At 71.3% G+C, this 24,597-nt stretch carries 22 protein-coding genes; 10 read left to right on the top strand and 12 right to left on the bottom strand.

Annotation, left to right across the window (positions count from 1 at the left end; genetic code table 11):
- Positions 1 to 190: 190 nt before the first annotated feature.
- Both AB0D04_RS25760 and AB0D04_RS25755 read right to left on the bottom strand, forming a co-directional pair.
- Positions 191 to 538 carry a DUF4288 domain-containing protein gene (locus AB0D04_RS25760; RefSeq protein ID WP_362707620.1) on the bottom strand — a complete coding sequence of 116 codons (348 nt, stop codon included), beginning with the start codon at positions 536 to 538 and terminating at the stop codon, positions 191 to 193.
- 135 nt (positions 539 to 673) lie between these two features.
- Positions 674 to 1,006 carry a hypothetical protein gene (locus AB0D04_RS25755; protein ID WP_362707617.1) on the bottom strand — a complete coding sequence of 111 codons (333 nt, stop codon included), beginning with the start codon at positions 1,004 to 1,006 and terminating at the stop codon, positions 674 to 676.
- Between the two features lie 291 nt (positions 1,007 to 1,297).
- Between AB0D04_RS25755 and AB0D04_RS25750 the strand changes: the two genes are divergently transcribed.
- On the top strand, positions 1,298 to 2,362 hold the full coding sequence (locus tag AB0D04_RS25750; protein ID WP_362707614.1) for an aldo/keto reductase: 1,065 nt from the start codon (positions 1,298 to 1,300) through the stop codon (positions 2,360 to 2,362).
- Between the two features lie 8 nt (positions 2,363 to 2,370).
- On the opposite strand, the gene AB0D04_RS25745 is transcribed toward AB0D04_RS25750, so the two are convergent.
- Positions 2,371 to 3,729: an ankyrin repeat domain-containing protein gene (locus AB0D04_RS25745; RefSeq protein ID WP_362707611.1), complete on the bottom strand. Its 1,359-nt coding sequence runs from the start codon at positions 3,727 to 3,729 to the stop codon at positions 2,371 to 2,373.
- Positions 3,730 to 3,792: 63 nt separating this feature from the next.
- Complete coding sequence (locus AB0D04_RS25740; protein ID WP_362707608.1) at positions 3,793 to 5,217, bottom strand: 8-oxoguanine deaminase; 1,425 nt, start codon at positions 5,215 to 5,217, stop codon at positions 3,793 to 3,795.
- Positions 5,218 to 5,495: 278 nt separating this feature from the next.
- On the opposite strand from AB0D04_RS25740, the gene AB0D04_RS25735 reads away from it, so the two are divergent.
- On the top strand, positions 5,496 to 6,713 hold the full coding sequence (locus tag AB0D04_RS25735; protein ID WP_362707606.1) for an FAD-binding oxidoreductase: 1,218 nt from the start codon (positions 5,496 to 5,498) through the stop codon (positions 6,711 to 6,713).
- A 47-nt stretch (positions 6,714 to 6,760) separates the two neighbouring features.
- Here the strand turns inward: AB0D04_RS25735 and AB0D04_RS25730 are convergent, their stop codons facing one another.
- Positions 6,761 to 7,579: an alpha/beta hydrolase gene (locus AB0D04_RS25730; protein WP_362707603.1), complete on the bottom strand. Its 819-nt coding sequence runs from the start codon at positions 7,577 to 7,579 to the stop codon at positions 6,761 to 6,763.
- A gap of 233 nt (positions 7,580 to 7,812) precedes the next feature.
- Here AB0D04_RS25730 and AB0D04_RS25725 point away from each other — a divergent pair, with 233 nt between their 5' ends.
- Entirely contained in the window at positions 7,813 to 9,141 is a 1,329-nt protein-coding gene (locus tag AB0D04_RS25725; RefSeq protein WP_362707600.1) for a PLP-dependent aminotransferase family protein, read from the top strand.
- 195 nt (positions 9,142 to 9,336) lie between these two features.
- Here AB0D04_RS25725 and AB0D04_RS25720 read toward each other — a convergent pair whose 3' ends face one another.
- From AB0D04_RS25720 to AB0D04_RS25690, 7 genes are all read right to left on the bottom strand, one after another.
- A complete protein-coding gene (locus tag AB0D04_RS25720; RefSeq protein ID WP_362707598.1) occupies positions 9,337 to 9,831 on the bottom strand; it encodes a cupin domain-containing protein in 495 nt (164 codons plus the stop codon).
- Between the two features lie 20 nt (positions 9,832 to 9,851).
- Positions 9,852 to 10,520, bottom strand: coding sequence for a TMEM175 family protein (locus AB0D04_RS25715; RefSeq protein ID WP_362707596.1), 669 nt, complete (start codon positions 10,518 to 10,520; stop codon positions 9,852 to 9,854).
- Positions 10,521 to 10,638: 118 nt separating this feature from the next.
- Complete coding sequence (locus AB0D04_RS25710; RefSeq protein ID WP_362707594.1) at positions 10,639 to 11,520, bottom strand: carbohydrate ABC transporter permease; 882 nt, start codon at positions 11,518 to 11,520, stop codon at positions 10,639 to 10,641.
- A complete protein-coding gene (locus tag AB0D04_RS25705; RefSeq protein WP_362707591.1) occupies positions 11,517 to 12,920 on the bottom strand; it encodes an ABC transporter permease subunit in 1,404 nt (467 codons plus the stop codon). The genes AB0D04_RS25710 and AB0D04_RS25705 overlap by 4 nt, the downstream gene beginning before the upstream one ends.
- Before the next feature lie 12 nt (positions 12,921 to 12,932).
- Positions 12,933 to 14,276, bottom strand: coding sequence for an ABC transporter substrate-binding protein (locus AB0D04_RS25700; RefSeq protein WP_362707588.1), 1,344 nt, complete (start codon positions 14,274 to 14,276; stop codon positions 12,933 to 12,935).
- A gap of 77 nt (positions 14,277 to 14,353) precedes the next feature.
- Complete coding sequence (locus AB0D04_RS25695) at positions 14,354 to 16,090, bottom strand: glycoside hydrolase family 13 protein (RefSeq protein WP_362707585.1); 1,737 nt, start codon at positions 16,088 to 16,090, stop codon at positions 14,354 to 14,356.
- A 195-nt stretch (positions 16,091 to 16,285) separates the two neighbouring features.
- On the bottom strand, positions 16,286 to 17,557 hold the full coding sequence (locus AB0D04_RS25690) for an ABC transporter substrate-binding protein (RefSeq protein WP_362707583.1): 1,272 nt from the start codon (positions 17,555 to 17,557) through the stop codon (positions 16,286 to 16,288).
- A gap of 237 nt (positions 17,558 to 17,794) precedes the next feature.
- Here AB0D04_RS25690 and AB0D04_RS25685 point away from each other — a divergent pair, with 237 nt between their 5' ends.
- The 7 genes from AB0D04_RS25685 (at position 17,795) to AB0D04_RS25655 (ending at position 24,529) form a co-directional block, all read left to right on the top strand.
- The gene (locus tag AB0D04_RS25685; protein ID WP_362707581.1) at positions 17,795 to 18,301 is read left to right on the top strand and encodes a PadR family transcriptional regulator; all 507 of its coding nucleotides are present in this window, start codon (positions 17,795 to 17,797) and stop codon (positions 18,299 to 18,301) included.
- Positions 18,298 to 19,065 (top strand): ABC transporter ATP-binding protein, encoded by a 768-nt coding sequence (locus tag AB0D04_RS25680; RefSeq protein WP_362707579.1) that lies wholly within the window; start codon positions 18,298 to 18,300, stop codon positions 19,063 to 19,065. Before AB0D04_RS25685 ends, AB0D04_RS25680 begins: the two co-directional genes overlap by 4 nt.
- 3 nt (positions 19,066 to 19,068) lie before the next feature.
- On the top strand, positions 19,069 to 21,393 hold the full coding sequence (locus AB0D04_RS25675) for an FtsX-like permease family protein (protein WP_362707577.1): 2,325 nt from the start codon (positions 19,069 to 19,071) through the stop codon (positions 21,391 to 21,393).
- 107 nt (positions 21,394 to 21,500) lie between these two features.
- Positions 21,501 to 21,920, top strand: coding sequence for a hypothetical protein (locus AB0D04_RS25670; RefSeq protein ID WP_362707574.1), 420 nt, complete (start codon positions 21,501 to 21,503; stop codon positions 21,918 to 21,920).
- Positions 21,917 to 22,240 carry a transcriptional regulator gene (locus AB0D04_RS25665; protein WP_362707572.1) on the top strand — a complete coding sequence of 108 codons (324 nt, stop codon included), beginning with the start codon at positions 21,917 to 21,919 and terminating at the stop codon, positions 22,238 to 22,240. Before AB0D04_RS25670 ends, AB0D04_RS25665 begins: the two co-directional genes overlap by 4 nt.
- 146 nt (positions 22,241 to 22,386) lie before the next feature.
- Positions 22,387 to 23,220, top strand: coding sequence for a M55 family metallopeptidase (locus AB0D04_RS25660; protein WP_362707570.1), 834 nt, complete (start codon positions 22,387 to 22,389; stop codon positions 23,218 to 23,220).
- On the top strand, positions 23,213 to 24,529 hold the full coding sequence (locus tag AB0D04_RS25655) for a M20/M25/M40 family metallo-hydrolase (protein ID WP_362707568.1): 1,317 nt from the start codon (positions 23,213 to 23,215) through the stop codon (positions 24,527 to 24,529). Before AB0D04_RS25660 ends, AB0D04_RS25655 begins: the two co-directional genes overlap by 8 nt.
- Positions 24,530 to 24,597 lie beyond the last annotated feature (68 nt).

Here is a 24,597-nt window from a genome sequence, read left to right as displayed (position 1 = left end):
GTTCACCGGAAGTCGCACCGGGTCTCGCCTACGCGAAGCCGTCCACACGAAGGCATCTACGCGAAACCGCCTACGCGCAGTGGCCCGCCCCGGCAACGCGGGGCGGGCCACTTGGGTGAGGGAAGAGGGAAGAGGGAATGGGGGACAGGGGACGGGGGACAGGTGAGGGCAGGTCGGCCGTCGGCCGGGCTCAGATGTCCTCGCCGGAGAGCAGCGGCTCGAACCGTTCGTAGGAGGCGTAGTCCCGGAAGTGCCGGGTGTAGAGGTCGGCGTCCTGGGTGAGGTCGGTGTCCTCGGCCTCCTTGACGTCGACGATCGTCCGCAGCCGCCAGGTGATGGTCTCGCCCTGGTCGTTGCGGTAGCTCGTCCCGGCCCCCTGGGCCCAGCGCTCCACCCGCTCCCGCGCCGTCTTCTCGTCCGGCGCGTGCACCAGCAGGAAGTTCTCCTGGAACAGCGGCGGCCGGTCCGCCGTATCGGAGCGTGCCTCCATCAGCACAATCGCCACATGGGGAACGGTCCTGTCTGTCATGCCGGTCATGGCGGACTCCTCGCCCGGTCGGTGTCGGCTCGCGGCCGGCTCGCGCTGTCGCTGCCGGCCTGTGCGGTCGGGGTTACCTGTTCCCCACGGTCCGCTGATTTCTCAGCCGTTGCTCACCTGCCGCTCGCCTGTTGCTCACTTGTCGAACCGGCGGTCGTTCAGCAGCTTCCAGGCCTTGACGTCGTCCTGATCACCCTTCAGCTTGCCGGCGTAGATCTCGCCGAGCGAACGGGACAGCCGGTCGGTGGGGAATTCCCTGCGGATGGATCCCTTCTTGCAGCGGGAGATGAACTTCGCGGCGATCTCGCCGTGGTTGTCGGCGGCACGGCAGCTCAGTGCGGCCGACACCGTCGTGGCCGAGACGTCCGCGCCGCCGGGCGGGGCGACGGCGGAGGCGGCAGGGGTGACAAGGCCGCCCAGGGCGAGGGTCAGCACTCCGGCGATGCAGGCACGGCGCAGTGTCTTCATGGTCTTCCTCCCAAAGCGTGGTTGAGGCCTGACGCACCGGACCGCCCGAGCCACGGGGGAGACTCTGCGGCCCGGCGCTGACCAAGACCCTTGCACCCGATACGGCCCGGTGGACGGGGTGGCAGAGAGGTTGGCAGCCAGGCGGCAGACCACCGCCACGCAGCGGCAGTCTTGCGCTGGAGTGCGCTCCAGCCCCTAGCGTCTGCCACGCACTCAGCACCCGGACTGCCACCTGGTCCGTGGCACGGCTGGTGCGGCGGGAACCACACGATGGGACCGAAGGGACACACGGTGCGCTACACACTGTTCGGCAAGACCGGCCTGAGGGTAAGCGAGTTGAGCCTGGGGGCCATGACCTTCGGCGGGGACGTGGACGGGGGCCGGGGCGCCGGCAAGGAGGCCGCCGCCCGTATGGTCGACACCTATGCGGAGGCGGGCGGCAATTTCCTCGACACCGCGAACATCTACACGGGTGGCAGGTCGGAGACGATTCTCGGCGAACTGCTCGACGGCCGACGGGACGATTTCGTCCTGGCCACCAAATACACCTGCGCGACCCACACGGGAGATGTGAACTCGGCGGGCAGCCACCGCAAGAGCCTCGTCCGGTCGGTGGAGTCCAGCCTCGGCCGGCTCCGTACCGATTACGTCGACATCCTCTGGGTGCACGCTCGCGACCACTTCACCCCGGTCGAGGAGACCATGCGGGCGCTCGACGACCTCGTACGCGCCGGAAAGGTGCTCTACATCGGCGTCTCCGACTGGCCCGCCTGGGAAATCGCCCAGGCCAGCACCCTGGCCGAACTCCGCGGCTGGACCTCCTTCGCGGGTTCGCAGCTGCGCTACAACCTGCTGGAGCGCACTCCGGAGCGCGAACTGCTCCCGCAGGCACACGCCTTCGACCAGGCGGTGCTGGCCTGGAGCCCGCTCGCGGGCGGCAAGCTCACCGGCAAGTACCGCCGCGGCGAGACCGGCCGCCTGGGCAACGGGGACGGGGACGGCCGCGCGGACCACAGGGAGGAGGCGACCCTCACCGCCGTCCTGGAGATCGCCGAGAAGGGCGGCTGGAGCCCGGCCCAGGTGGCGCTGGCCTGGCTCCGCGGCCGCCCCGGCACCCTCATCCCCATCATCGGCGCCACCAAGGAGTCCCAGCTCGCCGACAACCTCGCCGCCCTGGACGTGGAGCTCGACGCCGACGCCCTGGCCCGGCTCGACGCGGTGAGCGCCGTGCCCCTCGGCTTCCCGCACGACTTCCTGCGCGAGGAGCAGGTCCAGCAGAACATCTACGGCGACCGCCGGGGCGCCATCGACGACCGGCGGTCGACGTACCGGCGGTCGACGAAGGGGGTCTGGTAGGCCGCCGGTCAGGTTGTGCTCGGCGAGGCGGCCGAGCGCAGCCGGTCGACGACCGGCCGGTAGTGGGTGTGGCCGTGCGTGACCCAGTTCTCGGCCTCTTCCAGGGCGCTGCGCCCATAGTTCCCCGGGGTGTCGGGCACGCCGTGGCGCACCAGCAGATCGACCAGTTCGAGGAGGATCTCGCCGGGTACCTCACGCTCGTAGTACCCGGTGCTGCCCAGCAGCGCGTGCAGGGCGCCCGCCAACTCCGCCTCGTCCGGGCCCGATTCGAGGACGAACCGCACCTGGTTCACCCGCACCTTCAGCTCCCGCTGCTCGTGGTACGGCAGCCGGTTCAACAGGCCGTTGAGCGAGACGCCCGCCAGGCGGTTGCTGCGGGCGCCGTGGGTGACCAGATGACGTATTGCCCCCTCCGGGTACGGCAGCGTGGCGAGCGCGGCGTCCAGTACGGTCGCGCCCGTTCGGTCGGCCGCATCGAGGGGGGCGCCCGCGTCGATCAGGGTGCGCACGATCCGCCAGTGGCCGTCGTCCTCGATCTCCTCGGCGTGCGATCCGACCCGCCCGTTACGGTCCAGCCCGGCGAAGTGCGGGGCGTTGCCGTACGCGGCCTGGAGCGCGGGGTCGGCCCCGGCTTCCAGCAGTGCCGTAACGGCCGTCACATGCCGGTGTGCCGTGGCGATGTGGAGCGGGGTCATGCCGCGCTCGTCCAGGGCGTTGACGTGGGCCCCCGTCGCGAGGGCGGCGGACAGGGCGGCGGGGTCGCCGTGCCGGCAGGCCTCCATCAGGGCGCGGTCGGCGTCGCTGGGGTCGCCGGTGGGCTGGTGCTCGAGGACGGCGTAGGCCTCTTCGTGGTGGGGCGGCGCCGCGGTGATGAGGAAGACGAGGCGTGCGCCGGGGTACTGGGCGGCTGCGTCGCCGAGATAGGCGCCCCGCCAGAGGTCCGTCGTCACGATGTCCATCGGAGCGTCGTAACCCATGAGGTAGTACGCGAGGCCGCGTCGCTTCGGTGAGTGGATGGCGCGCAGCAGTGGGGCGTACTGCGCATCGTTGCCGGCGAGGTCGTCGAGCCATTCCTCGTACTCGTCCCCGCCCACCTCGTGGTCGCGGTGGTCGCCGTACAGCTCCTCGACGGCGGATGACAGCACGTCGAACGCGTCGTAGAGGGATGAGGCCCTGCCCACCTCCGCGCCGGCGCAGGCCTCCTCCTCCTCGTCCTCCTCCTCTCCCTCGTCCGCTTCGTCGTCCTCCTCCTCGTAGGCCGCATCCGGGTCGAACGCCACAACTATGTAGTGACCATGAGTGAGTTCGGGACGCCGGCGGCCGGACTCGGCCTCCGTCAGCGCCTGCAGCACATCGTCGAGTTCCATGGCCGCGAGTCTTCACCACTCCTCTCGAAGCGAGAATTCCGCTTCTCGGGGCGGCCGAGGTCCTTACGTCAGCCGTTGGATACGGCGGGCAACCCGCGCGTGTTCGCGCAACTTCTCTTCGAGGGCCGGTAGTTGGGGCTCGCCCCGGTCCACCAGGACGCGACCGGCGACGATCGTGGTCCAGGCGCGGGACGGGCCGCAGCGCAGCCAGGCCTCGACCGGGTCGGTGAACGAGCCGGCCAGCGCGACCTCATGGGTGTTCCAGACGACGAGGTCACCGCACGCACCAGGCCGCAGATGGCCCAGTTCGTCGTCACGGCCCAGGCAGCGGGCGGAACCGCGGGTCGCCATGTCGAGGGCGTCGCGGGCGGCCATCGCCGCGGGACCGCCGCGGTAGCGGGCGAGCAGCAGGGCGCCGCGGGTCTCCATCCACAGCGAGGCGTGGTCGGTGGAGGCGGAGCCGTCACAGCCGATGCCCACCGGCATGCCGAGTGCGCGCATCTCCCCGATGGCGGCGGTGCCGCCGCCGATCAGCATGTTGGAGCTGGGGCAGTGCGCCACGCCGACGCCGGCCGCGGCCAGCCGGGCACGCTCCTCGTCGTTGGGGTAGATGCAGTGCGCGACCCACGTACGGTCGGTCATCCAGCCGACGGACTCGAAGTACTCGACGGGACGGCAGCCATGGGTCTCCTGACAGAAGGCCTCCTCGTCCCGGTCCTCGGCGAGATGGGTGTGCAGCCGTACGTCGAGCCGTTCGGCCAGCTCCGCGGTCTCCCTCATCAGCTCTTTGGTCACCGAGAACGGCGAGCAGGGCGCCAGCGCGACGCGGATCAGCGCTCCGGGGGAGGGGTCGTGATAGGTCGTCACCACCCGTTCGCTGTCGGCGAGTACCTCGTCGTCGGTCTGCGTGACGGAGCGGGGCGGCAGCCCGCCGTCCTCGACGGAGCGGGTCATGGAGCCGCGGGTGGCGTGGAAGCGGAAGCCGACCTCCCGGGCCGTACGGATCTCGGCGTCGACCAGGCGCGGGCGCGGATGGACGTAGAGGTGATCCATCGAGGTCGTACAGCCGCCCATCAGCAGCTCGGCGATGCCGACGTAGGTGGAGAGATGGACGGCTTCGGCGTCGAGGGCCGACCACAGCGGGTAGAGCGTGGTGAGCCAGTTGAAGAGGGTGCCGTTGACCGCGGGGGCGAAGGAGCGGGTGAGGTTCTGGTAGAGGTGGTGATGGGTGTTGATCAGGCCGGGGGTGACCAGGCGGCCGGCGGCGGAGACCGTACGTGCCACGCCCGCCGGCTCGGTGCCGGGCCCGCCGACCGCGGCCACGCGGCCGTCGCGGAGGGCGACCCAGCCGCCGGGGATCTCGGTGGCGTCGTCGATGACGAGCAGCTGGGAATCCCGGACGAGCAGGTCGTAGTCGTGGGCGGCGCGGGTGTCGCCGGTGTCGTGGACGGCGCGGGTGTCGTGGGTGTCGCGGGCGGGCCTGTGCATGCGTGGTTCTCCCGTGGATGGTGTGCCGACGTGGCACAAGGACTGCACCTGTCGCGCAGCTGCCCTGTACCGGTGTCGTGCGCCGACCCCGGATCGTCACCACTCGCGTACGCGGGCGGACGGGCGTTGTTCCCCTGGTCGTTCCCTCGGTTGGTCGTTCCCTCGGTCGTAGGACGTGTGCCCCTTATTCGCCCCGGTATTCGGATAGCGAGGGCTGGTGAGGGGGCTGGTCAGGGTGGCAGGCAGCAGCTGCGTGGTCATCAGGGGAAGGCGGGCGCATGGGAGCCGAAGAGACAGTGGTCGTGGGTGCCGGAGTGGTGGGGGCCTCGGTCGCCCATCATCTGACCGCTCTGGGGCACGACCGGGTGACCGTTGTGGACGCCCGCGACCGGGGGACGCTGCCCGGTTCGACCGGCCTGGCCCCCGGATTCGTCGGGCAGCTCAGCGCCACGCCGGAACTGGCCGTACTGGCCAAGGACAGCGTCGCCACCTACCGGGCGCTCTCCGCCGCCGCGGACAACCCGGCGTTCTGGCAGGTCGGTTGTCCGGAAGTGGCCACGACGGAGGCGCGCCTGGCGCAGGCCCACGACGACGTCGAACACGGCCGCGGGCTGGGCATCGAGGCCGAGGTGCTCGACGCGGCGGCGACGGCGGCGCTCGCCCCGGCTCTGGTCGACGGAGAGCGGGCGCTCGGCGGTCTGCACATCCCCTCCGACGGCGCCGCCGACCCGGTGGCGCTGACCGAGGCCCTGGTCGCCGCGGCGGAGCGGGCCGGCGCCCGGTTCCGCCGGCGGACGCCCGTACGGGCACTGGAGTGGGACCGTGGCCGGGTGGTCGGCGTACGGAGCGGGGCGGACGGTGATGACCTGCTGCGGGCCGGCCGCGTCGTGCTCGCCACCGGGATCTGGGGGCCGGTGCCGGCCGCCGACGCCGGCGTACGGCTGCCGATGGTGGAAGTTCAGCACCTCTACCTCTTCACGGCCGAACGCCCCGAACTCGACGACACCCCCATCGACGCGCCCCTTGTGCGCTACCCCGACCACGCCGTCTACACCCGTCGGCACGGCCGCCGCTACGGACTCGGCAGCTACGCGCACACCCCGCTCCCCCTGGAGCCCACCGCCCGCCTCGAAGGCGCCGAACGCCCCTTCCGCGCAACGGACTTCGGTTCCGTGATCGCCGAGGCACTGGCCCTCGTCCCCGCCTTCCGGAAGGCGCCGCTGCGCCGCCGTCTCAACGGCGTCTTCGCCCTCACCCCCGACGAACTTCCCCTCGTCGGCCCGGTCCCCGCCGCCCCCGGCCTCTGGTGCGCGGTGGCCGGCTGGCTCACCCACGCCGGTGGCGTCGGCCGCCACCTGGCCCACCTCCTCCTGGACGCCGGACGGCCCCTGGTGGACCCGGACCGGCTGGCTCCGTCCCGCTTCGCGCACTGGAGCGACCGGAAGGTACGCGAGACGGCGCTGGGGCACTATCGCGGAATTTACGACGCCCACTGAGCGGCTACGGGTTCACCGGTCAAGCGGTCCACCGGTTCACCGACGATTTATCGATGCGCCGGTCCTGCCGGGGATTCGGGCGGCAGGGCCTCGAGGAATTCCTGAAGCGCCGCATTGAACTCGTCGGGCCGTTCCAGATTCGGCATATGTGCCGCCTGCGCAATGACCTTGAGCGTGGCGTCGGGTACCCGGTCCGCAATGATCCGGGCATCGCTTACGGGGGTGAATTCGTCCTCCTCGCCCACCACGACCAATGTCGGAACCTCGATGTCCGGCAGCAATTCCGTGTAATCGCGCCGCTCGGCCCGGCCGCGCAGTGCCGCGGCGGCGCCCTCGGGGGAGGTGCTCTGCATCATTGCGAGGACATGGCGGGCGACATCCGGCAGGGCCTCGATATTCCGCGGCGAGACCATCTTGGGCAGCACCTCGTGCGCATAGCCGCCCATGCCCTCACGCAGCAGGCGATCGGCTGTCGTACGGCGGACGGCCCTGCCCTCGTCCGTGTCCGCGGCGGTAAAGGTGTCGGCGAGCAGCAGGGCCCTTATCCGGTCCGGGAATTGCCGGTGGAATTCCATGACGATCTGCCCGCCCATGGACAGTCCGCCAAGGACGAAACGCTCGACCTCGAGGTCATCGAGCAGGCCGGCGACGTCCCGTACGAAGGTTTCCAGACGGGTCGTTCCGGGTGTGGCCGGGCTTTCGCCGTAGCCGCGGAGATCCGGGGCGATAACCCGCCATCCGGCCGCGCGGAAATAATCGATCTGCGGGCGCCACATCGAGCGATTGAAGGGATGCCCGTGGATGAGAACGAGTGTCCCGCCGTCGCCGTCGCCGTCGCCCTCGTCCTCGTACGCGATGGACGTCATCGTGCCTGCCCCCTATTGCGCTCATGCGCCTCTGCGCTTGCGTATTTCTGCAGCGACTACCGCCGCCGACTTGACGTTTCGATGCTATAGAGGGCAATCTCTCGGTGCAATAAAAACAATGCACTCGGTGCAATGTGCTTGCTGTGTGCCAATGCAGCGACGCAGCGATGTGGCGTTGCGCCCAAGTGGCCAAGTGGCCATGTGGCATCGCGAGGAATGGGGGGGGCTGCCTGGTGGACGACTACCGCGCGATTGCCGATGAGCTGGCGGCCGACATCGCCTCGGGCCGGCTCCGTCCGGGGGACCGGCTGCCGCCGCTGCGCCGGTACGCCCGCCGGCGGGGCATCGCGGCGTCGACCGCGGGGCGGGTCTACCGGGAGCTGACCCGGCGCGGCCTGACGGTGGGGGAGGTCGGGCGGGGGACCTTCGTACGGACGTCGGCCCCGGCGACCGAGCCCGCGCTGGCCGAGCCGGGTGGGGCCCGGATCGATCTGGAACTGAACTTCCCGGTGCTGCGCGAGCAGCCGGCCCGACTCGCCGCGAGCCTTCAACACCTGCTGCGCGCCGAGGCGTTGGCCCCCTCCCTGCAGGCGGTCGGCGTGGCGGGCACCGCGCCGGCCCGCCAGGCCGCCGCCGCGCATCTCGCCCGCGGCGGCTGGACCCCCGACCCCCGGCAGCTGCTCTTCGCGGGCAACGGCAGGCAGGCCATCGCGGCGGCCATCGCCACCCTCGTCCCGGCCGGCGAACGCCTCGGCGTCGAATCGCTCACCTATCCCCTGGTGAAGGGCATCGCCGCCCGTCTCGGCGTCACTCTCGTCCCGCTGGCGATGGACGAACACGGCCTCGTCCCCGCAGCGATCGACGCCGCCCCTTTGCTGCGCGCCGTCTACCTCCAGCCCGCTCTGCACAACCCGCTGGGCATCACCATGCCGGGCCCCCGCCGCGAGCAGCTCGCCGAAACCCTGCGCCGGCACGACCTCTTCGCGATCGAGGACGCCATCTACGGCTTCCTCCGCACCGACCTCAGCCCCTTCGCGGCCCTGGCCCCCGAGCGCACCATCGTCGTCGACAGCCTGTCCAAACGGCTCGCCCCCGGGCTGACCGTGGGATTCCTGATGACACCCGAGGGCCGTACGCAGGACGTCGCGGCGGCCCTCCGGTCGGGGACCTGGACCGCCGCCCGCTTCGCCCTCGACGCGGCGACCCGCTGGATGGCCGACGGCACCGCCGCCGCCATCGAGGAGGAAAAGCGCCGCGACGCCGCCACCCGCCAGAGCCTCGCCGCCGAACGCCTCGCCCCGCACACGCACCAGGCCGACCCGCACGCCTACCACCTCTGGTGGCAGCTCCCCGCCCCCTGGCGGGCCGACACCTTCGTCGCCGCCGCTGCCCGCCGCGGCATCGCGGTCACCCCCTCGGGCGCCTTCGCCGTCGGCCCGGCCCACGCTCCCCATGCCGTACGCCTCGCCCTGGCCTCCCCGCCCCTCGACGCGCTGGCCGATGCGCTCGACGTACTGGCCCAACTGGCCCAGGGCACACCGGAGGACGCGGGGGTGGACTAGGCCCTGTCGTCAAACTCCCGTCGTTCGCCCGGAGGGCGGGCCTCGCGGCGTCTGGTGCGTGCGATCGCAAGGCGGAGGGTCATCCCGGTACTTGGGCGTACCGGGATGAGCCCGACAACGCAGCGAGCGCGCGTGCCAGGCGTCGCGAGGCAGGCGGGAGTTTGACGACAGGGCCTAGGGGCGGAGCCCGGACGGTCAGTCGGTGTGCGGCTCGTGACCGAGCACGTACAGCTCGGGCAGGTTGACCACGACGGCTTCCTGGGTGCTCCGGGCGATCACGACGACGGCCTCCTCGTCGGGGCTCGGGTTCTCCTCGCGGTGGGGAACGTAGGGCGGGACGAAGACGTAGTCGCCGGGGGAGGTGCGCAGCCGGATCTCCTCGGGGGTGCCGCTGGAGTCGTCGAGGAAGACGAACTCCGGGTGTCCCTTGACGACATGGATCGCCGTTTCGGAGGCGCCGTGGTGGTGGTTGGCGGAGGCGGTCTTCGGGGCGACATGGGTCTGCCCCATCCAGATGCGCTCCGCGCCGGCCGTCCGCCCGCTGATCGCGGCGAACCGCCGCATGCCGGCGGTCTGGGCGGTGTCGGCGTCAAGGGCGTCGGCGCGGATGTGGTGCAGCCGGGCGCGCAGCGGCTGGGAGTGCGCCTCCGCGTCCGGGAGGTCGGGGTGGAAGGCGTCGGGCGAGGCCATGGGAATCCTGCTCGTCGGGGTCAGGGTGTGCTGCGTTCATTGTCCGCCTCGTCGCTCCGGGCCTGGGCGCGTCGCCCGAGCCAGAACTTCAACGGCACCAGCGCGAGCCAGGTCCACATGGCCACGGCGGGCGAGACAAAGGCGAGCGGCACCGATACGCCGAAGACCAGGACGGTGGTGCCCAGATCGGCGGTGAGGTCCCGGCCGTACCGGTCGTCGACGGGCCGCGCCTGGAGATGTCTGCGGCGCCACACGACGTGGAACAGCGCCAGATGCAGCAGGTCGATGACGGCGATGGCAAGGGCGTAGACGGCGACGGACACCGCGTGCGAGGAGTACTCGGAGAGCAGGGCGGTCGGGAACGGCAGCAGCGCGATCGCGCCGAGACCCAGCAGCGTCAGACGCTCCAGCAGGGCGTCCACCTGGCGTACCCACTGGAAGATCTGGCGGTGGTCGCGCCAGAAGGCCGCGAGGATGGTGAAGCTCAATGCGTAGGCGCCGACTTTGGGCCACAGCTGGTGCACCGAGGTCTCGAAGGCCCGGGGGCCCAGGCCGTCGGGTACGGAGACATCGAGCACCAGCAGCGTCATGGCGATCGCGAAGATCCCGTCGGAGAGGGCGATCAGCCGGTCCGGGCCCGCCGCCTTCGCCGGGCCGTCCGCCGCGCCGTCCGTGTGGGGTACCGCCACGCAGGCCACGGTACGGAGCTGGGGCGCCCGCCCGGGCACCGCTCCGTACCGTGGCGCGAATCCTCACCCGATCGCCGCCCCGGCAGCCCCGGCAGCCCCGGCAGCCCCGGCCGCCCCGTTACTTCACCGACCCGGCCATGATCCCCTGCACGAACTGCCGTTGGAACGCGAAGAACACGACCAGCGGCACGATCAGGGAGAGGAATGCGCCGGGCGCCAGCACCCCGATGTTGCTGCCGAACTGGCGCATCTGCGACTGCAGGGCCACCGTCAGCGGCTGGGACGCGTTGTCGGCGAAGAGCAGGGCGACGAGCATGTCGTTCCACACCCACAGGAACTGGAAGATGGCCAGGCTGGCGATGGCGGGCCGGCCCAGGGGCAGCACCAGCTGGGAGAAGATCCGCCACTCCCCGCCGCCGTCCATCCGGGCCGCCTCCAGCATCTCCTTGGGGATCTCCGCGAAGAAGTTGCGGAGCAGGAAGATGGCGAAGGGCAGGCCGTACGCGGTGTGGAAGAGGACCACGCCGGGGATGGAGCCGAACAGCCCGAGCGCGCCGAACATCTTGGCCACCGGCAGCAGTCCGATCTGGACCGGCACCACCAGCATCGCGACGACCAGCAGGAAGATCCAGTCCCGGCCGGGGAAGTCCAGCCAGGCGAAGGCGTATCCGGCCAGCGCGGCGATCACCACGACCAGAATCGTGGTGGGCACCGAGATCATGACGGTGTTCCAGAAGGCCTGGACGATGCCCGAGTCCTTCAGCAGTGCCGAGTAGTTGTCGAACGACAGCTGGCCGGGAGCGGTGAACGCCTGCCACCAGCCGCCGCTCGCATTCGCCTCCTCCGTACGCATCGAGGAGAGGAAGAGCCCGGCGGCGGGCGTGAGCCAGACCAGGCCGATGATGATCAGCACGGCCTGGATCAGGCTGGTGGTGAGCCGCTTGGCCGGCCGTGCCGTCGTGCGCCGGCGGGGCGCGGCGGCTTGCTGGACGGTGGTCATGACTGGCTCCTGCGGAAACGTCGGATGTTGAGGGCCATGGCCGGGACCACCAGGAGCAGCAGCAGGACACCGAGGGCGCTGCCCAGACCCTGGTTGTTGCCGCCGCCGAAGGAGACCAGCCACATCTGCAGGGCCAGCACATTGGCGTCCTGCTGTACGGGGCCGGGGGCGATGATGTAGACGAGGTCGAAGACCTTCATCACGTTGATCACCATCGTCACGAACACCACGCCCAGGGCGGGCGCGAGCAGCGGCACGGTGATCCGGCGGAACACCTGCCACTCGTTCGCCCCGTCCATCCGGGCGGCCTCCAGGATGTCCCGCGGCATCGCCGAGAGACCCGCGCCGATCAGGACGAGGGAGAAGCCGGTCCAGATCCACATGTAGGCGCCGATGATGGCGGGCGTGATCAGCGCCGGGCCGAGCCAGGAGATGCCCTCGTACGGCGGGGCGAAGTCCTGGGCGGGGAGGCGGACGGTGTACGCATCCGGCTTGAGACCCGTCAGACGGTAGGAACCGTCCGGCCCGGTGGTGGCGTGCGCCGCCACCTTGCCGTGGGCGTCGACGGCCTCGACGGTGAGCCGGGGCAGGCCGCGTTCGGCGCCGTCCACGGTGCCCGGCTTGCCGCCGCCACCGGGGGTGAAGTCGAGGAAGGCCACCCCCCGCAGTTCGCCGGCGGCCGCCGGGGCCTTGGCGGCCTTCGCGGCGGGCGCGGCCTCCTTGGGCATGTCCTTGGGGGCGACGCCCACCAGGCCCAGGTTGACGGTGTGCCCCGGTTCCGTACGCCGGGCGGTGGTGTACGCACCGTCCTTCCCCTTCACCAGCAGCTTGTCACCGATGCGGGTCTTGGCCGTCGGGAAGGAGGCGCCGTCGTCCTGGACGCTGTTGTGGATGCCGACGGTGACCGCGTTGAGGACGCCACGCTGCGGATCCTGCTCGTAGGCGAGCCGGAAGATGATGCCGGCGGCGAGGAAGGAGATCGCCATCGGCATGAACATCAGCAGCTTGAACGCCGTCTTCCAGCGGATCTTCTCCGTCAGAACGGCCAGGACCAGGCCGAGTCCGGTCAGCAGCGCGGGGGCGAAGACGACCCAGATCGCACTGTTGCGGATGGCCCGCAGCGTCGCCGGGTCCTGGAGCATCTCGGTGTAGTTGTCGGCGCCGACAAAGGTGCTGCCCGACGCGTCGTACATGCTGCGGACGACGGAGAACACGATGGGGTACGCGACGAGCGCGCCCAGCAGCAGCAGGGCGGGCAGCAGGAACACGGCCGCGATCAGACGGCGGCGGCGGGCGGCGCGCCGCCCGGGGGCGCCGGCCCGGCCGGACGCGGGGTCCGGCGGGCCGGGCCGGGTGCCGCGCGTCTCGGCGGGCGGCGCCTCGGAAGTGGTGACAGACATGGCAGGGATTCCTTAGTTGCGGTACGCCTTGGCCGCGGCGGCCTCGAGCTTCTGGGCCGTGGCCTTGGGGTCCGAGGGGTCGCGCAGGAAGTCCTGCAGCAGCTTCCACTCGCCGGCGCCCTGGGTGCCGCCGAAGGCCGCGGGCGCCTGGTCGGACATGTCGAACCGCACGGAGTCCCCGGCGTCCGTCAGCGACTTGGCCGCCTTACGGGTGACCTCGTCCTGGTAATCGCCCGCGGGCACCTTCTTGTTGGGCGAGATGTAGCCGCCGGCCTTGGCCCAGACGGCGGATGCCTCCGGGGAGGCCAGGTACTTCACCAGCGCCATGGCGGCCTTCTTGTTCTTCCCGGCCTTGAGGACCACGGCCGCGTCACCGCCGCTGACCACCGGCGCCTTGCCGCCGTCGACCGAGGGGAACGGGAAGAACTTGGCGTCCTTGCCGACCTCCTTGTGGAGCTCGTCCTTCACCAGCGCGCTGACGAAGTCGCCCTCGTAGACCATGGCCGCCTCGGGCTCCGGGCCGAAGACCTGCTGGACGGACTCGGGGAAGTCGGTCCGCAGCGCACCCGAACCGCCGCCGGCCACCAGGTTCTTGTCGGCGAAGAGCTTGCCGAGGGTGGTCAGCGCCTTGACCACGCTGGGGTCCGTCCACGGAATCTTGTGGGCGGCGAGCTTGTCGTACTTCTCGGCACCGGCCTGCGAGAGATAGATGTTCTCGAACCAGTCGGTGAGCGGCCAGCCCGCCTCACCGGCGACGGAGAAGGCCGGCACGCCCGCGTCGGAGAGGGTACGGCCGGACTTCAGCAGATCCTCGTACGACGTGGCGGGCTTGACCCCGGCCTGGGTGAACGCCTCCGGGCTGTACCAGACCGTCGACTTGTGGGAGGCCTTGAAGTACAGGCCGTAGTAGGTCTTGTCGACCGTGCCGTAGTCCTTCCACACCTGCGCGAAGTTCTTGGTGGCCGCGGCGCCGACCTCCTTCGAGAGGGGCTGCAGCCAGCCCTTCTTGGCGAACTGCTGGAGCACGCCGACCTGCGGGACCATCACCACGTCGGGGGCGTTGCCCCCCTCGATCTGGCTGCCGACGACGGTCGAGACATTGTCACCGGTGGAGGCGAACGTGACCTTGGCGCCGGTCTTCTCGGAGAACGCGTCCAGCACCTGCTTGAAGTTCTTCTGCTCCACACCGGTCCACACGCCGGCCACGGTCAGCGACTGGCCGCTGAGTTCCTGGTTCCCGCCGCCGGGGGAGACGTTGCCGCCACATGCGGTCGCGGTGAGCGCCAGGCCGAGCACGGCGGCGCCGGATATGGCGGTGCGGGCGTTGCGCAGGTGACGTACTGGGGTGTGTCTCATGGTGGTTCCCATCGGTCGGAGCGGTCGGGTCGGTTGGTGGTATCCGGGGCGGTCGGTGGCGGTGGGCCGGGTCGGCGCTACCGGGGATCGGGTGTGTGCATCCACCAGGCCGCGGTGGCGCCGGGAAGCGTTCCCTCGGGGCAGTCGCCGCTGGCCAGCAGGGGGGTGCCGGGTGCGGGGGCGGGCACCGGCTCGGTGCCGAAGTTCACGGCGCACACCAGGCCGTCGCCGCGGACGAAGGCCAGCACCTGCGGCGGGGAGTCCAGCCAGCGCAGCGTCCCCTCGCCGAGCTGGGGGAGCGTGCGGCGCAGCTGCAGCCCTTCGCGGTACAGGTGCCAGAACGACCCGGTGTCGGCCAGCGCCCCGTCCGCGGTGTGCCCGGCGAAGGACGCGGGCTGCGGCAGCCACGTCCCCGCACCGTCCTCGCCCGAACTGAAGCCGAACGGGGCGGCCTGGCCGGACCAGGGCAGCGGCACCCGGCACCCGTCCCGGACGTGCTGCCGGCTGCCCGTACGGTGGAAGATCGGGTCGGTGAGGACCTCGTCCGGCAGATCGTCGACCTCGGGCAGCCCCAACTCCTCGCCCTGGTAGACGTAGGCGGCCCCGGGCAGCGCCAGCATCAGCAGCGCGGCCGCGCGGGCCCGCGCCGGGCCCGCCCCGACGGCCTCGCCGCCGGGCCCGGTCGCGTAGCGGGTGGCGGTCCTGACCTGGTCGTGGTTGTTGAGCACCCAGGTGACGGTGGAGCCGGTGGCGGCGATGTCGGTCAGCGCCTCGGAGATCACCTTGCGGAAGACGTCGACGTCCCAGGGCGCGGTCAGCAGATGGAAGAAGAACGCCTGGTGCAGCTCGTCGGGCCGGACATAGGCGGCCTGTTCGCCGGGCGTCCGTACCGAGACCTCGCCGACCAGCAGCCGGTCATGGCCGTCCCGGGCCGTGTACTCCTCGCACAGCGCCCGCCAGCTGCGCCATACGTCGTGGACCTCGGGCTGGTTCCAGGCCAGCGGGTTGACGGAGTCACGGGTGCGCTCGTCGGCCGACGGGTCGGGGGAGTCGGGGAGCTCGGGGTGCTTGAACAGGCCCGCGGCCACATCGATACGGAATCCGTCGACCCCGCGGTCCAGCCAGAAGCGCAGCACCTTCTCGAAGTCGGCGCCCACCTCGGGGTTACGCCAGTTCAGGTCGGGCTGCTCGGGCGTGAACATGTGGAGGTACCACTGGCCGGGCCTGCCCTCCGCGTCCTCGGTACGGGACCAGGCGGGCCCGCCGAACATCGCCCGCCAGTTGTTGGGCGGCAGATCGCCGTTCGGCCCGCGTCCGTCCGCGAAGTGGAAGAGCGACCGGAACGGTCCGCCGGGCTCCTCCTCCAGGGCGGTACGGAACCACGGGTGCTCGCTGGAGCAGTGATTGGGCACGACGTCCAAGAGCACCTTGAGGCCCAGCCGGTGGGCGTCGGCCGCCAGGCGGTCGAACTCGGCGAGATCGCCGTAGGCGGGGTCCACCTCGCGGTAGTGAGCTACGTCGTAGCCGTGGTCGTGCTGCGGCGAGGGGTAGAACGGGCTGAGCCAGATGCCGTCGACCCCGAGCTTCTTGAGGTACGGCAGCCCGGTCCGTACGCCCGCCAGATCGCCGATGCCGTCACCGGTGGTGTCGCGGAAGCTGCGCACATACACCTGGTAGATGACCGCGTCCCGCCACCAGCGCTGTGCCGTGCCGGGTGCCGTGTCCGGAGCCGCATCGGATGCGGTGTCCGATGCCAGCAAGGGAGAGGGTGCGAGTCCGACCGAGGGGCCGTTCCCTGCCGAGGCTGTGAGCATCTGCCGTGATCCGTTCTTACCTGAGCATGCCGAAGCGGCCTGCAGTTCGCCGGTCAGTTGGTATGCATGCATGTTAAGTAGGCGTGTCGTTTGCGTGTCAACGAAGCGGCCGAAAATGACAGGGAGATGCCTGGGTATGACCAGATATAAGGAAAGGCCGCGCTACTTAACGTGTAACTAGCAGCAAGAAGTTGATCAACTGCGACCGACGATGGCGCTGAGCTCCTGGCTCAGCCGTGCGACCGTCGCGTCCGTGCTGCGCCCGTGTGTCAGCGCGTCATGCATCACGGCCTGCACCGCCAGGCTCACCTGGTCGTACCGGGGGCTCTTCAGCCGCGGGCGGGCCGTCAGCACGCCGCGCTTCAGCGTCGGCAGGGACGGGAAGCGCCGCACCAGCTCCGGCTCCGCGTACAGGCCGGCCCACACCGGAGGCAGCGCCCCCTCGGTGAGCACCCGGCGCTGCACCGGCTCGGACGTGAGATACGAGATCAGATCGGCGGCCGTCTTCCGGTGCCGTGAGTGGCTGTTGACCGCCAGGTTGGAGCCGCCCAGCACGCTCGACCCCTGGCCGTCGGGGCCGGGCAGCGGTACGGTGCCGACCTTGCCCGCGAGCTTCGACGCCCCCGGGTGGGCGAGTGCGTACGCATACGGCCAGTTCCGCAGGAACAGCAGCTTGCCGTCCTGGAAGGCCTGCCGGGACTCCTCCTCCTTGAACTCCAGCGCGCGCCGCGGGATCCACCCCTCGCGCACCCCGTCGAGCAGGAACGACAGCCCGCGCCGCGCCGCTGCGGAGTCCACCGTGACCCGCTCGCCCTCGCCCGCCAGCACCGTGCCGCCCGCCGACTGCACGGCCTCGACGACATTGGCGGTCAGTCCCTCGTACGGCAGGAGCTGGCCCGCGTAACCGTCCAGCCCGTACTTGGGCGCGACCGTCTTCGCCAGCCGTTCCAACTCCGCCCAGGTGCGCGGCGGCCGGACGCCTTCGCGGTCGAGTACGTCCTTGCGGTAGTAGAGCAAACCGGCATTCGTGACATAAGGGACGGCGTAGAGCCGGCCCCGGAAGGTGGCGGTGTCCACCACCGGCGGCAGGAAGTGGCGCAGCGGGAACCGCCGCCCGTCCACCGGGGCGATCCAGCCCGCGGCCGCGAACTCCGACGTCCATGCCACATCGATGTTCAGCACGTCGAAGCGGTCGCTGCCGGAGCGCAGCTCGGAGACCATCTGGGCGCGCACCTCGTCGGCGGCGTCCGGCAGCTCGACCAGCGTGACCTTCTCGCGGGGGTGCCGGGCGTTCCAGCCGTCGAGGACCCCGCGCAGATAGCCGGTGAGGTCGCCGCCGGTCACCAGGGTCAGCGGGCCGCGCCCGGCCGCGTCACCACGCGGTTCGCCGCCCTGGGCCCCGGACATACCTGCGAACAGCAGCGAGCACACGAGCAGCGCCCGGCCTGCGGCACGCTTCCACCGCATGGGCTCCTCCTTGCGCCGGCGCCGACGGGTCACCGGCCCGACGGCAGGCCCCCTGTATACCTGTTAGCCATGCGGGGATACTAGGTCCCGCAGGAAGAGCTGGAGGAATGCAGGAAGAGCTGCCGGAATCTCCGGTTCTGCAGGAATATACGACGGCGCACCGGCCGTCGGCCGGACGAGTTCAGCCGACCGACGGGTACGGACCGACAACCACGGGCGGGGAGGGAGAGGGAAGGCGTGCGGCTGCCACTCCTCGCGCTGTTGGTCGGCGGACCCGCACACGGCTATGAACTCAAGCAGGCCCTTGAGAACCTCCTGGGCGCGGCATACCCTCAGCCGAACGTCGGCCAGATCTACGTCACCCTGAGCAGGCTCGAGAAGGCGGGCCTGATCGAGGGGGAGGACGTCGAGCAGACGGACCGGCCGAACAAACGCATCTACCGGATCACCGCGGCGGGCCGCGAGACGGTGGACGCGTGGTTCGAGCAGTCCACCGCCGAACCACGGGTCCGGGACGAATTCTTCATGAAGCTCGCCCTGGCCCCGTACTCCGAGACCACCGATCAGATCGCCCTGATCAACAAGCAGCGCCGTCACTACCTCAACACCATGCGCGATCTGTCGAAACTCGCCGCGGCCGAGGACCGCGGCAACCGCGTCGCGCAGCTGCTGATCGAGGGCGCCATGCTGCATCTGCAGGCGGATCTCGACTGGCTGGAACGCTGCCAAGAGGAGTGGGAATGAACCGGGACGAGCCGTCCGGCGCGATACCGGGCCCGATACTGCGGGCAGCCGGCCTGGTCAAGACGCACCGGCCGGAGGGCGCCGCCCCGGTGCACGCCGTACGCGGCGTCGACCTGGAGATCGGGCGCGGCGAATTCGTCGCCGTCACCGGGCCCTCCGGAGCCGGCAAATCCACCCTTCTCCACCTCCTCGGCGGCCTCGACCGCCCCGACAGCGGCACCATCTGGCTCGACGGCCGCCGGGTCGACTCCTCCAGCGAGGCGCGCTGGGCCGTACTGCGCCGGCACCACATCGGCGTCGTCTTCCAGTTCTTCAACCTGGTGTCCAACCTCACAGTCGCCGACAACGTCGAACTCCCCGCCCTGCTGGCCGGCCGTTCCCCGAAGAAGGCCCGTGCCGACCGCGTCGACCTGCTCGAGGAGCTGGGCCTGGCGGGCAAGGAGAACTGCACGCCGGGCGAGCTGTCCGGCGGCGAGCAGCAGCGCGTCGCGCTGGCCCGCGCCCTGGTCAACGCCCCCAGCCTGCTGCTCGCCGACGAACCCGCCGGAAGCCTGGACAGCAAGGGCACTCGTGAGGTGCTGCGCCTGCTCGCCCGGTTCCACCGGCGCGGCCAGACCATCCTGCTGGTCACCCATGACGCCAGGATGGCGAGTGCCGCGGACCGGGTGATCAGCTTCTACGACGGCCAGGTGGCCGACGATGTGCACCTGGGCGGCGGCCGCCCCGGGGCCGATGTGTCCGACGTCCTCAAGCTGAAGGGCTGACCCGTGCGAGCGGCGGCCCGCTGGACCCGGGCCCACCTGCGCGCACACCGCGCCGCGGCCGTCCTCATCGTGCTGGCCACCGCCGGGATCACCGTCTCCCTCCTGCTGGCCACCGCCCTGTTCGGGTACGCCACCGACCCCTGGCAGCGGGTCTTCACCCGGTCCGCCGGCGCCCACGTATGGATCCACACCCAGACCGACGCCCCCGCCGCCTCCCTGGCCCACTTGGACGAGGTACGCGCCGCCTCCGGGCCCTTCCGTACGGTACGGACCACCGCAAGCCTCCAACTGGGCGGCTCCAAGGCCACGTTGGAGCTGCGCGGCGCACCTGAGCGCCCGGCGGTGGCCGCGCCCCAGGTGGTCGCGGGCCGCTGGCTCGACCCGGCCGCCGATGCGGGCACCCGCGCGGGCACCGGCCGGGGCATCGTCCTGGACAGCGCGGTGGCCCGCGCGATGTGGGCCAAACCGGGCGACTCCCTCGCGCTGAGCGGCTTCGCCGCGCCACTGCGGGTGGTGGGCGTCGCGGACACCGCCGAGCCCGGCTTCCGTGCCGGCGAGACGCCGGGCGTGGCCTGGGTGCTGCCCGCGACCCTCGCCGCCTCGGACGCGGAGCGCGACCAGCGCGGCAAAACCATCGGACTGCGCCTCGCCGACCCCGAGGACACCGACTACGTCGTCCAGCGGGCGGTCACCCGGCTCGGCGCCGACCAGATCACCGATGTCTCCACCTGGCGGCAGGCCAAGGCCGAGGCCGCCGGCGACAACCAGCTCCTGGGCCGGCTGCTCGCGCTCTTCGGGCTCGGCGCACTGCTGGCCGCGGCCCTCGCGGTGGGCGGCGCCATCAGTACCCGGGTCCGCGGACACCTGCGGGACATCTCCGTCCTGAAGGCCATCGGCTTCACCCCCGGCCAGGTGGTCCGCATGTTCCTCGCCCTGCACCTGGGCTTCGCCCTGCTCGGCGGCACGCTCGGCGCGCTGGTCACCCAGGCGCTCGGCCCCCTGGCGCCCGGCCGTATCGGGGAGGCGCTGGCCCTGTGGCAGGACCTCCCCGAACACACCTGGCTGCCCTTCGCCGTCCCCGTCGGCGTGGTGGTCTTCATCGGCTCGGCGACCTGGCTGGCCGCATGGCGGGCCGGGCGGGTGCCGCCGGTGCCCGTCGCCCGCGCCGCCGTCCCCACCGGCCGTCGGCCGTCCGGCTCGACCCGGCGCGCGCTGGGCCTGGGGATCCCACCGGCCGTCGTCCTCGGCTGGCGCGGCGCCTTCCACCGCCCGCTGCGCTCCTCGGCAGCCGTCGCCCGGCTGGCCGTCCCCCTCCTCCTGATCACCATCGCCCTGGGCGCCTGGGCCACCCTGAACCGCTTCACCGCCCACCCCGAGCACGTCGGCCTGCCCGCCGCCCTCACCGCCCGCTCCGACACCCTGGGCGAGCGGCAGCTACGCCAGCTCCTCGCCGCGCAGCCGCGGGTCACCGCCTACCCGGGCGCCGAGGTCCAGGCCCTCGTCCCGGGCCAGACCGGCACCATCACCCTGCGCGGCCTGGGTACGGACGCCCACCCCTACCCCTTTACCGTCGTGGCGGGCCGCGCCGCCCACGGCCCCGACGAGGCGGTCGCCGGCCAGGGCCTGCTCGACCTCCTCGACGCCCAGGTCGGCGACTGGGTGCGGATGACCGTCGCCGGACAGCCGCACGTCCTGCACATCGTCGGCCGCAGCATCGAACCGGCCGACGGCGGCCGGGTCATCTCCACCGCCCTGGACACCCTCCGGGACGGCGCCCCGGCGCTGCACCCCGACTTCTACCACCTGGTCCTCCGCCACGGCACCGACCCGGCCACGGTCCGCGACGCCCTGACCGACGCATCCGCCGGCCGCCTGGAAGTACGCGAGATCCCCAACCCCGCCGACCAGCTCTCGGCGGTCCGCGCCGTCATCATCGGCCTGATCGCGATCCTCGTACTGATCGGCCTGGCCGAACTGTCGACCACGGTCGCCGCCGGAGTACGCGACCGCAGCCGCGACCTCCTCGCCCTCAGGGCGGTGGGCCTGACCCCACGCCAGATCGCCGCCGTGATCGTCGCCGCCACCGTCTTCATCGCCCTGGCCGCCGTACTGCTCGGCACCGTACTGGGCCTCTCCGCCGCGGAATGGCTCATCAACCTCCAGGGCCACACCAGCGGCTGGGGGACGGGCATCGCCCAGCGCCCGGCCCTGGGCACCCTGGCACTGGTCGACGCCGCCGCGGTGCTGGTCGCGGGGGCGGTCTCGCTGCTGCCGGCCGTCCGCGCGGTGCGCGGCAAGCTGGTGGATTCGGCGAGCGGGGCGCTCTGAGTCAGGTTGCCGGAACCTCCCCTGGCCCCCTCTCGCGTAGTTACTTGCCAAATTTGCAAGTACTTGCCATTCTGGAAACAGTTGACCAGTGGGAACAAGGGGGAGTCATGAGCGAGTGTGCCGATGCTGGGGAGACCCTGCGGCGGGCCGCCGGTCTCGAGAAGGCGGCGCGGGCGCGAAGCGGCTGGTACGCGCGCTGTCTGTGGGCGTTCGCGGCCTGGCAACTGGTGTTCTTCCCGATGGCTCTCCTGTGGCACGGCTCCGCCGCGCCGATGGTGTACCAGCCGGCCAATGCGCTCCTGGTGGCGGGGCTGAGTGTGTATGCCGCACGACAGCGGGTGGTGCGCCGTGGCTTCGGCCTCCGGCACGGCGTCCTGATGGCGTCCTGGGGAGTTGCCTTCGGCCTGACGCTCGCGCTCGGATACACGGTCTTCGTCGACAGTCCGGCCTTCGCGGCCGCGGGTGCCGTGGTGTGTGCGCTGCCGCTCGCCACGGGCGCCTGGCTGGAGATGCGGCGGTCGTCGTGACGGGCGAGAGCGGGGGGCTGCCGGCGGGGAGCCATCCCCGGCACGCCCTCGCCCCCCTGCTCAACGCGCCCGTTCGGCTGTCGGTGGTGGCTGCCCTGGCTCCGGTGGACAAGGCCGAGTTCGGCTGGGTACGAGATCTGGTGGAGGTCACCGACTCGGCGCTTTCCAAGCAGGTGTCGGCGCTGGAGGAAGCGGGCCTGGTGGCCGTCCACAAGGCCCGGGTCGGGCGGCGCCCGCGGACCTGGCTCTCGCTGACCCCCGACGGGCGAACCGTCTATCGGCGGCACATGGCGGCACTGCGGGCGATCGCCGAAGGGTAGGAGCTGCCGATCCCGTCGCAGGGCGGGCGGTGAAGGGCCATGCCGTACCCGCCCTGCGCCACCCGGGTAGACCTCCACCGGTCTGGACCTCCGGAGTTATCCACAGGCCTGGCCGGGGTGTTCGGGGCCGCGTAACGTGACGAGGCATGAAGATCCTGATCAGCGCGGACATGGAAGGCGCAACGGGCGTGACCTGGCCCGCGGATGTGCTGCCGGGGACGCCGCAGTGGGAGCGCTGTCGGCATATGTTCACCTCCGATGTGAATGCGGCCATCGCCGGATTCTTCGACGGCGGGGCCGATGAGGTGCTCGTCAATGAAGCGCACTGGACGATGCGCAATCTGCTGCTGGAGCAGCTCGACGAGCGGGCCCAGATGCTGACCGGGCGGCACAAGTCACTGAGCATGGTCGAGGGCGTCCAGCACGGCGATGTCGACGGGATCGCCTTCGTCGGCTATCACACCGGCGCGGGCGCCGAAGGGGTCCTCGCGCACACGTATCTGGCGAATTCGCTCACCGGGGTCTGGGTCGACGGCACCCGGGCGAGCGAGGGCCATCTCAACTCCCTTGTGGTGGCCGAATACGGCGTGCCGGTGGTGCTGGTCACCGGTGACGACCGGACCTGTCAGGACGCGCTGGGGTATGCGCCGGACGCGCCCGGGGTGGCGGTCAAGGACTATGTCTCGCGCTATGCCGCGGTGTGCCGCCCCCCGGCCCGTACGGCCGCCGACATCCGGGCCGGGGCGCAGTCGGGAGCGGCACTGGCCGTGCGGCACGAGCCGGTGCGGCGCGGGCCGTACCGCTTCGAGATGGAATTCGACGCCGAGCATCTGGTGGGCGCGGCGACGTGCGTCCCCGGCGTGGAGCGCAGCGGAGAGCGCCGCGTCGCGTATACCAGTCAGAACATGTATGAAGCCATCCGGTGCTTCAAGGCGGTCACCACCGTCGTCTCGTCCGCCGTGGAGGAACAATATGGCTGACCAGCAGGCCCTTGACGAGGCGGTGCGGTTCACCTCCGAGCTGATCCGTATCGATACGAGCAATGCCGGTGACGGCGCATGCCAGGAGCGCCCGGCCGCCGAGTACGTCGCCGAGCGGCTGGCCGGGGCAGGGCTCGAACCGACGCTGCTCGAGCGCACCAAGGGACGTACGAACGTCGTCGCCCGCATTGCCGGTACGGACCCCGCAGCCGATGCCCTGCTGGTGCACGGCCATCTGGACGTGGTGCCCGCCGAGCCCGCCGACTGGCGCGTGCACCCCTTCTCCGGAGAGGTCCGGGAGGGGGTGGTCTGGGGCCGTGGCGCGATCGACATGAAGAACATGGACGCGATGGTGCTCGCGGTCGCCCGCCAGTGGGCGCGCGCGGGAGTCCGCCCGCGGCGGGACATCGTGCTGGCCTTCACCGCGGACGAGGAGGCCAGCGCCCACGACGGCTCGGGATTTCTCGCCGACCACCACGCCGACCTCTTCGAGGGCTGCACCGAAGGCATCAGCGAGTCCGGGGCGTTCACCTTCCACGCGGGCGGCGGTATGCGGCTGTACCCGATCGCGGCGGGGGAGCGCGGGACGGCCTGGCTGAAGCTGACCGCCCACGGGCAGGCCGGCCACGGCTCAAAGGTCAATCACGCCAACGCCGTCAGCCGGCTGGCCGCCGCCGTGGCCCGGATCGGTGAGCACACCTGGCCGGTCCGGCTCACCCCGACCGTGCGCGCCGCGCTGCGCGAGCTGGCCGCGCTGCACGAGATCGACATCGATGTCGACTCGCCCGACTTCGACGTGGACGCGCTGCTGAGCAAGCTCGGCCCGTGCGCCAAACTGGTCGAGCCGACGGTCCGCAACAGCGCCAACCCGACGATGCTGGCCGCCGGGTACAAGGTCAATGTGATCCCGGGCAGCGCCGTCGCCTATGTGGACGGCCGGGTCGTCCCCGGTGGCGAGGCGGAGTTCCGTACGACCATGGACGCCCTCACCGGACCCGAGGTCACCTGGGACCACCACCACGGCGAGGTCGCGCTCGAGGCCCCGGTGGACTCCCCGACGTATGCGGCGATGCGGGCCTCGATCGAGCGGTTCGACCCGCAGGGGCATGTCGTTCCGTACTGCATGTCCGGCGGCACGGACGCCAAGCAGTTCTCCCGGCTGGGCATCACCGGCTACGGCTTCTCACCGCTCAAGCTGCCCGCGGGCTTCGACTATCAGGCACTGTTCCACGGCGTGGACGAACGGGTCCCGGTCGAGGCCCTGCACTTCGGTGTGCGCGTGCTCGACGATTTCCTGAGACAGGCCTAGGACAGGAATCGGGGGCGGGGCCGGGGAAACCCCGGGGCAGGGATCACGGCAGGAGCAGGGCAGGCCTA

The organism is Streptomyces sp. NPDC048483, from assembly GCF_040651455.1.
Classification (GTDB): Bacteria; Actinomycetota; Actinomycetes; order Streptomycetales; family Streptomycetaceae; genus Streptomyces.
Note: the sequence above shows the minus strand (reverse complement) of the source record. Positions and strands in the feature narration are given on the sequence as shown.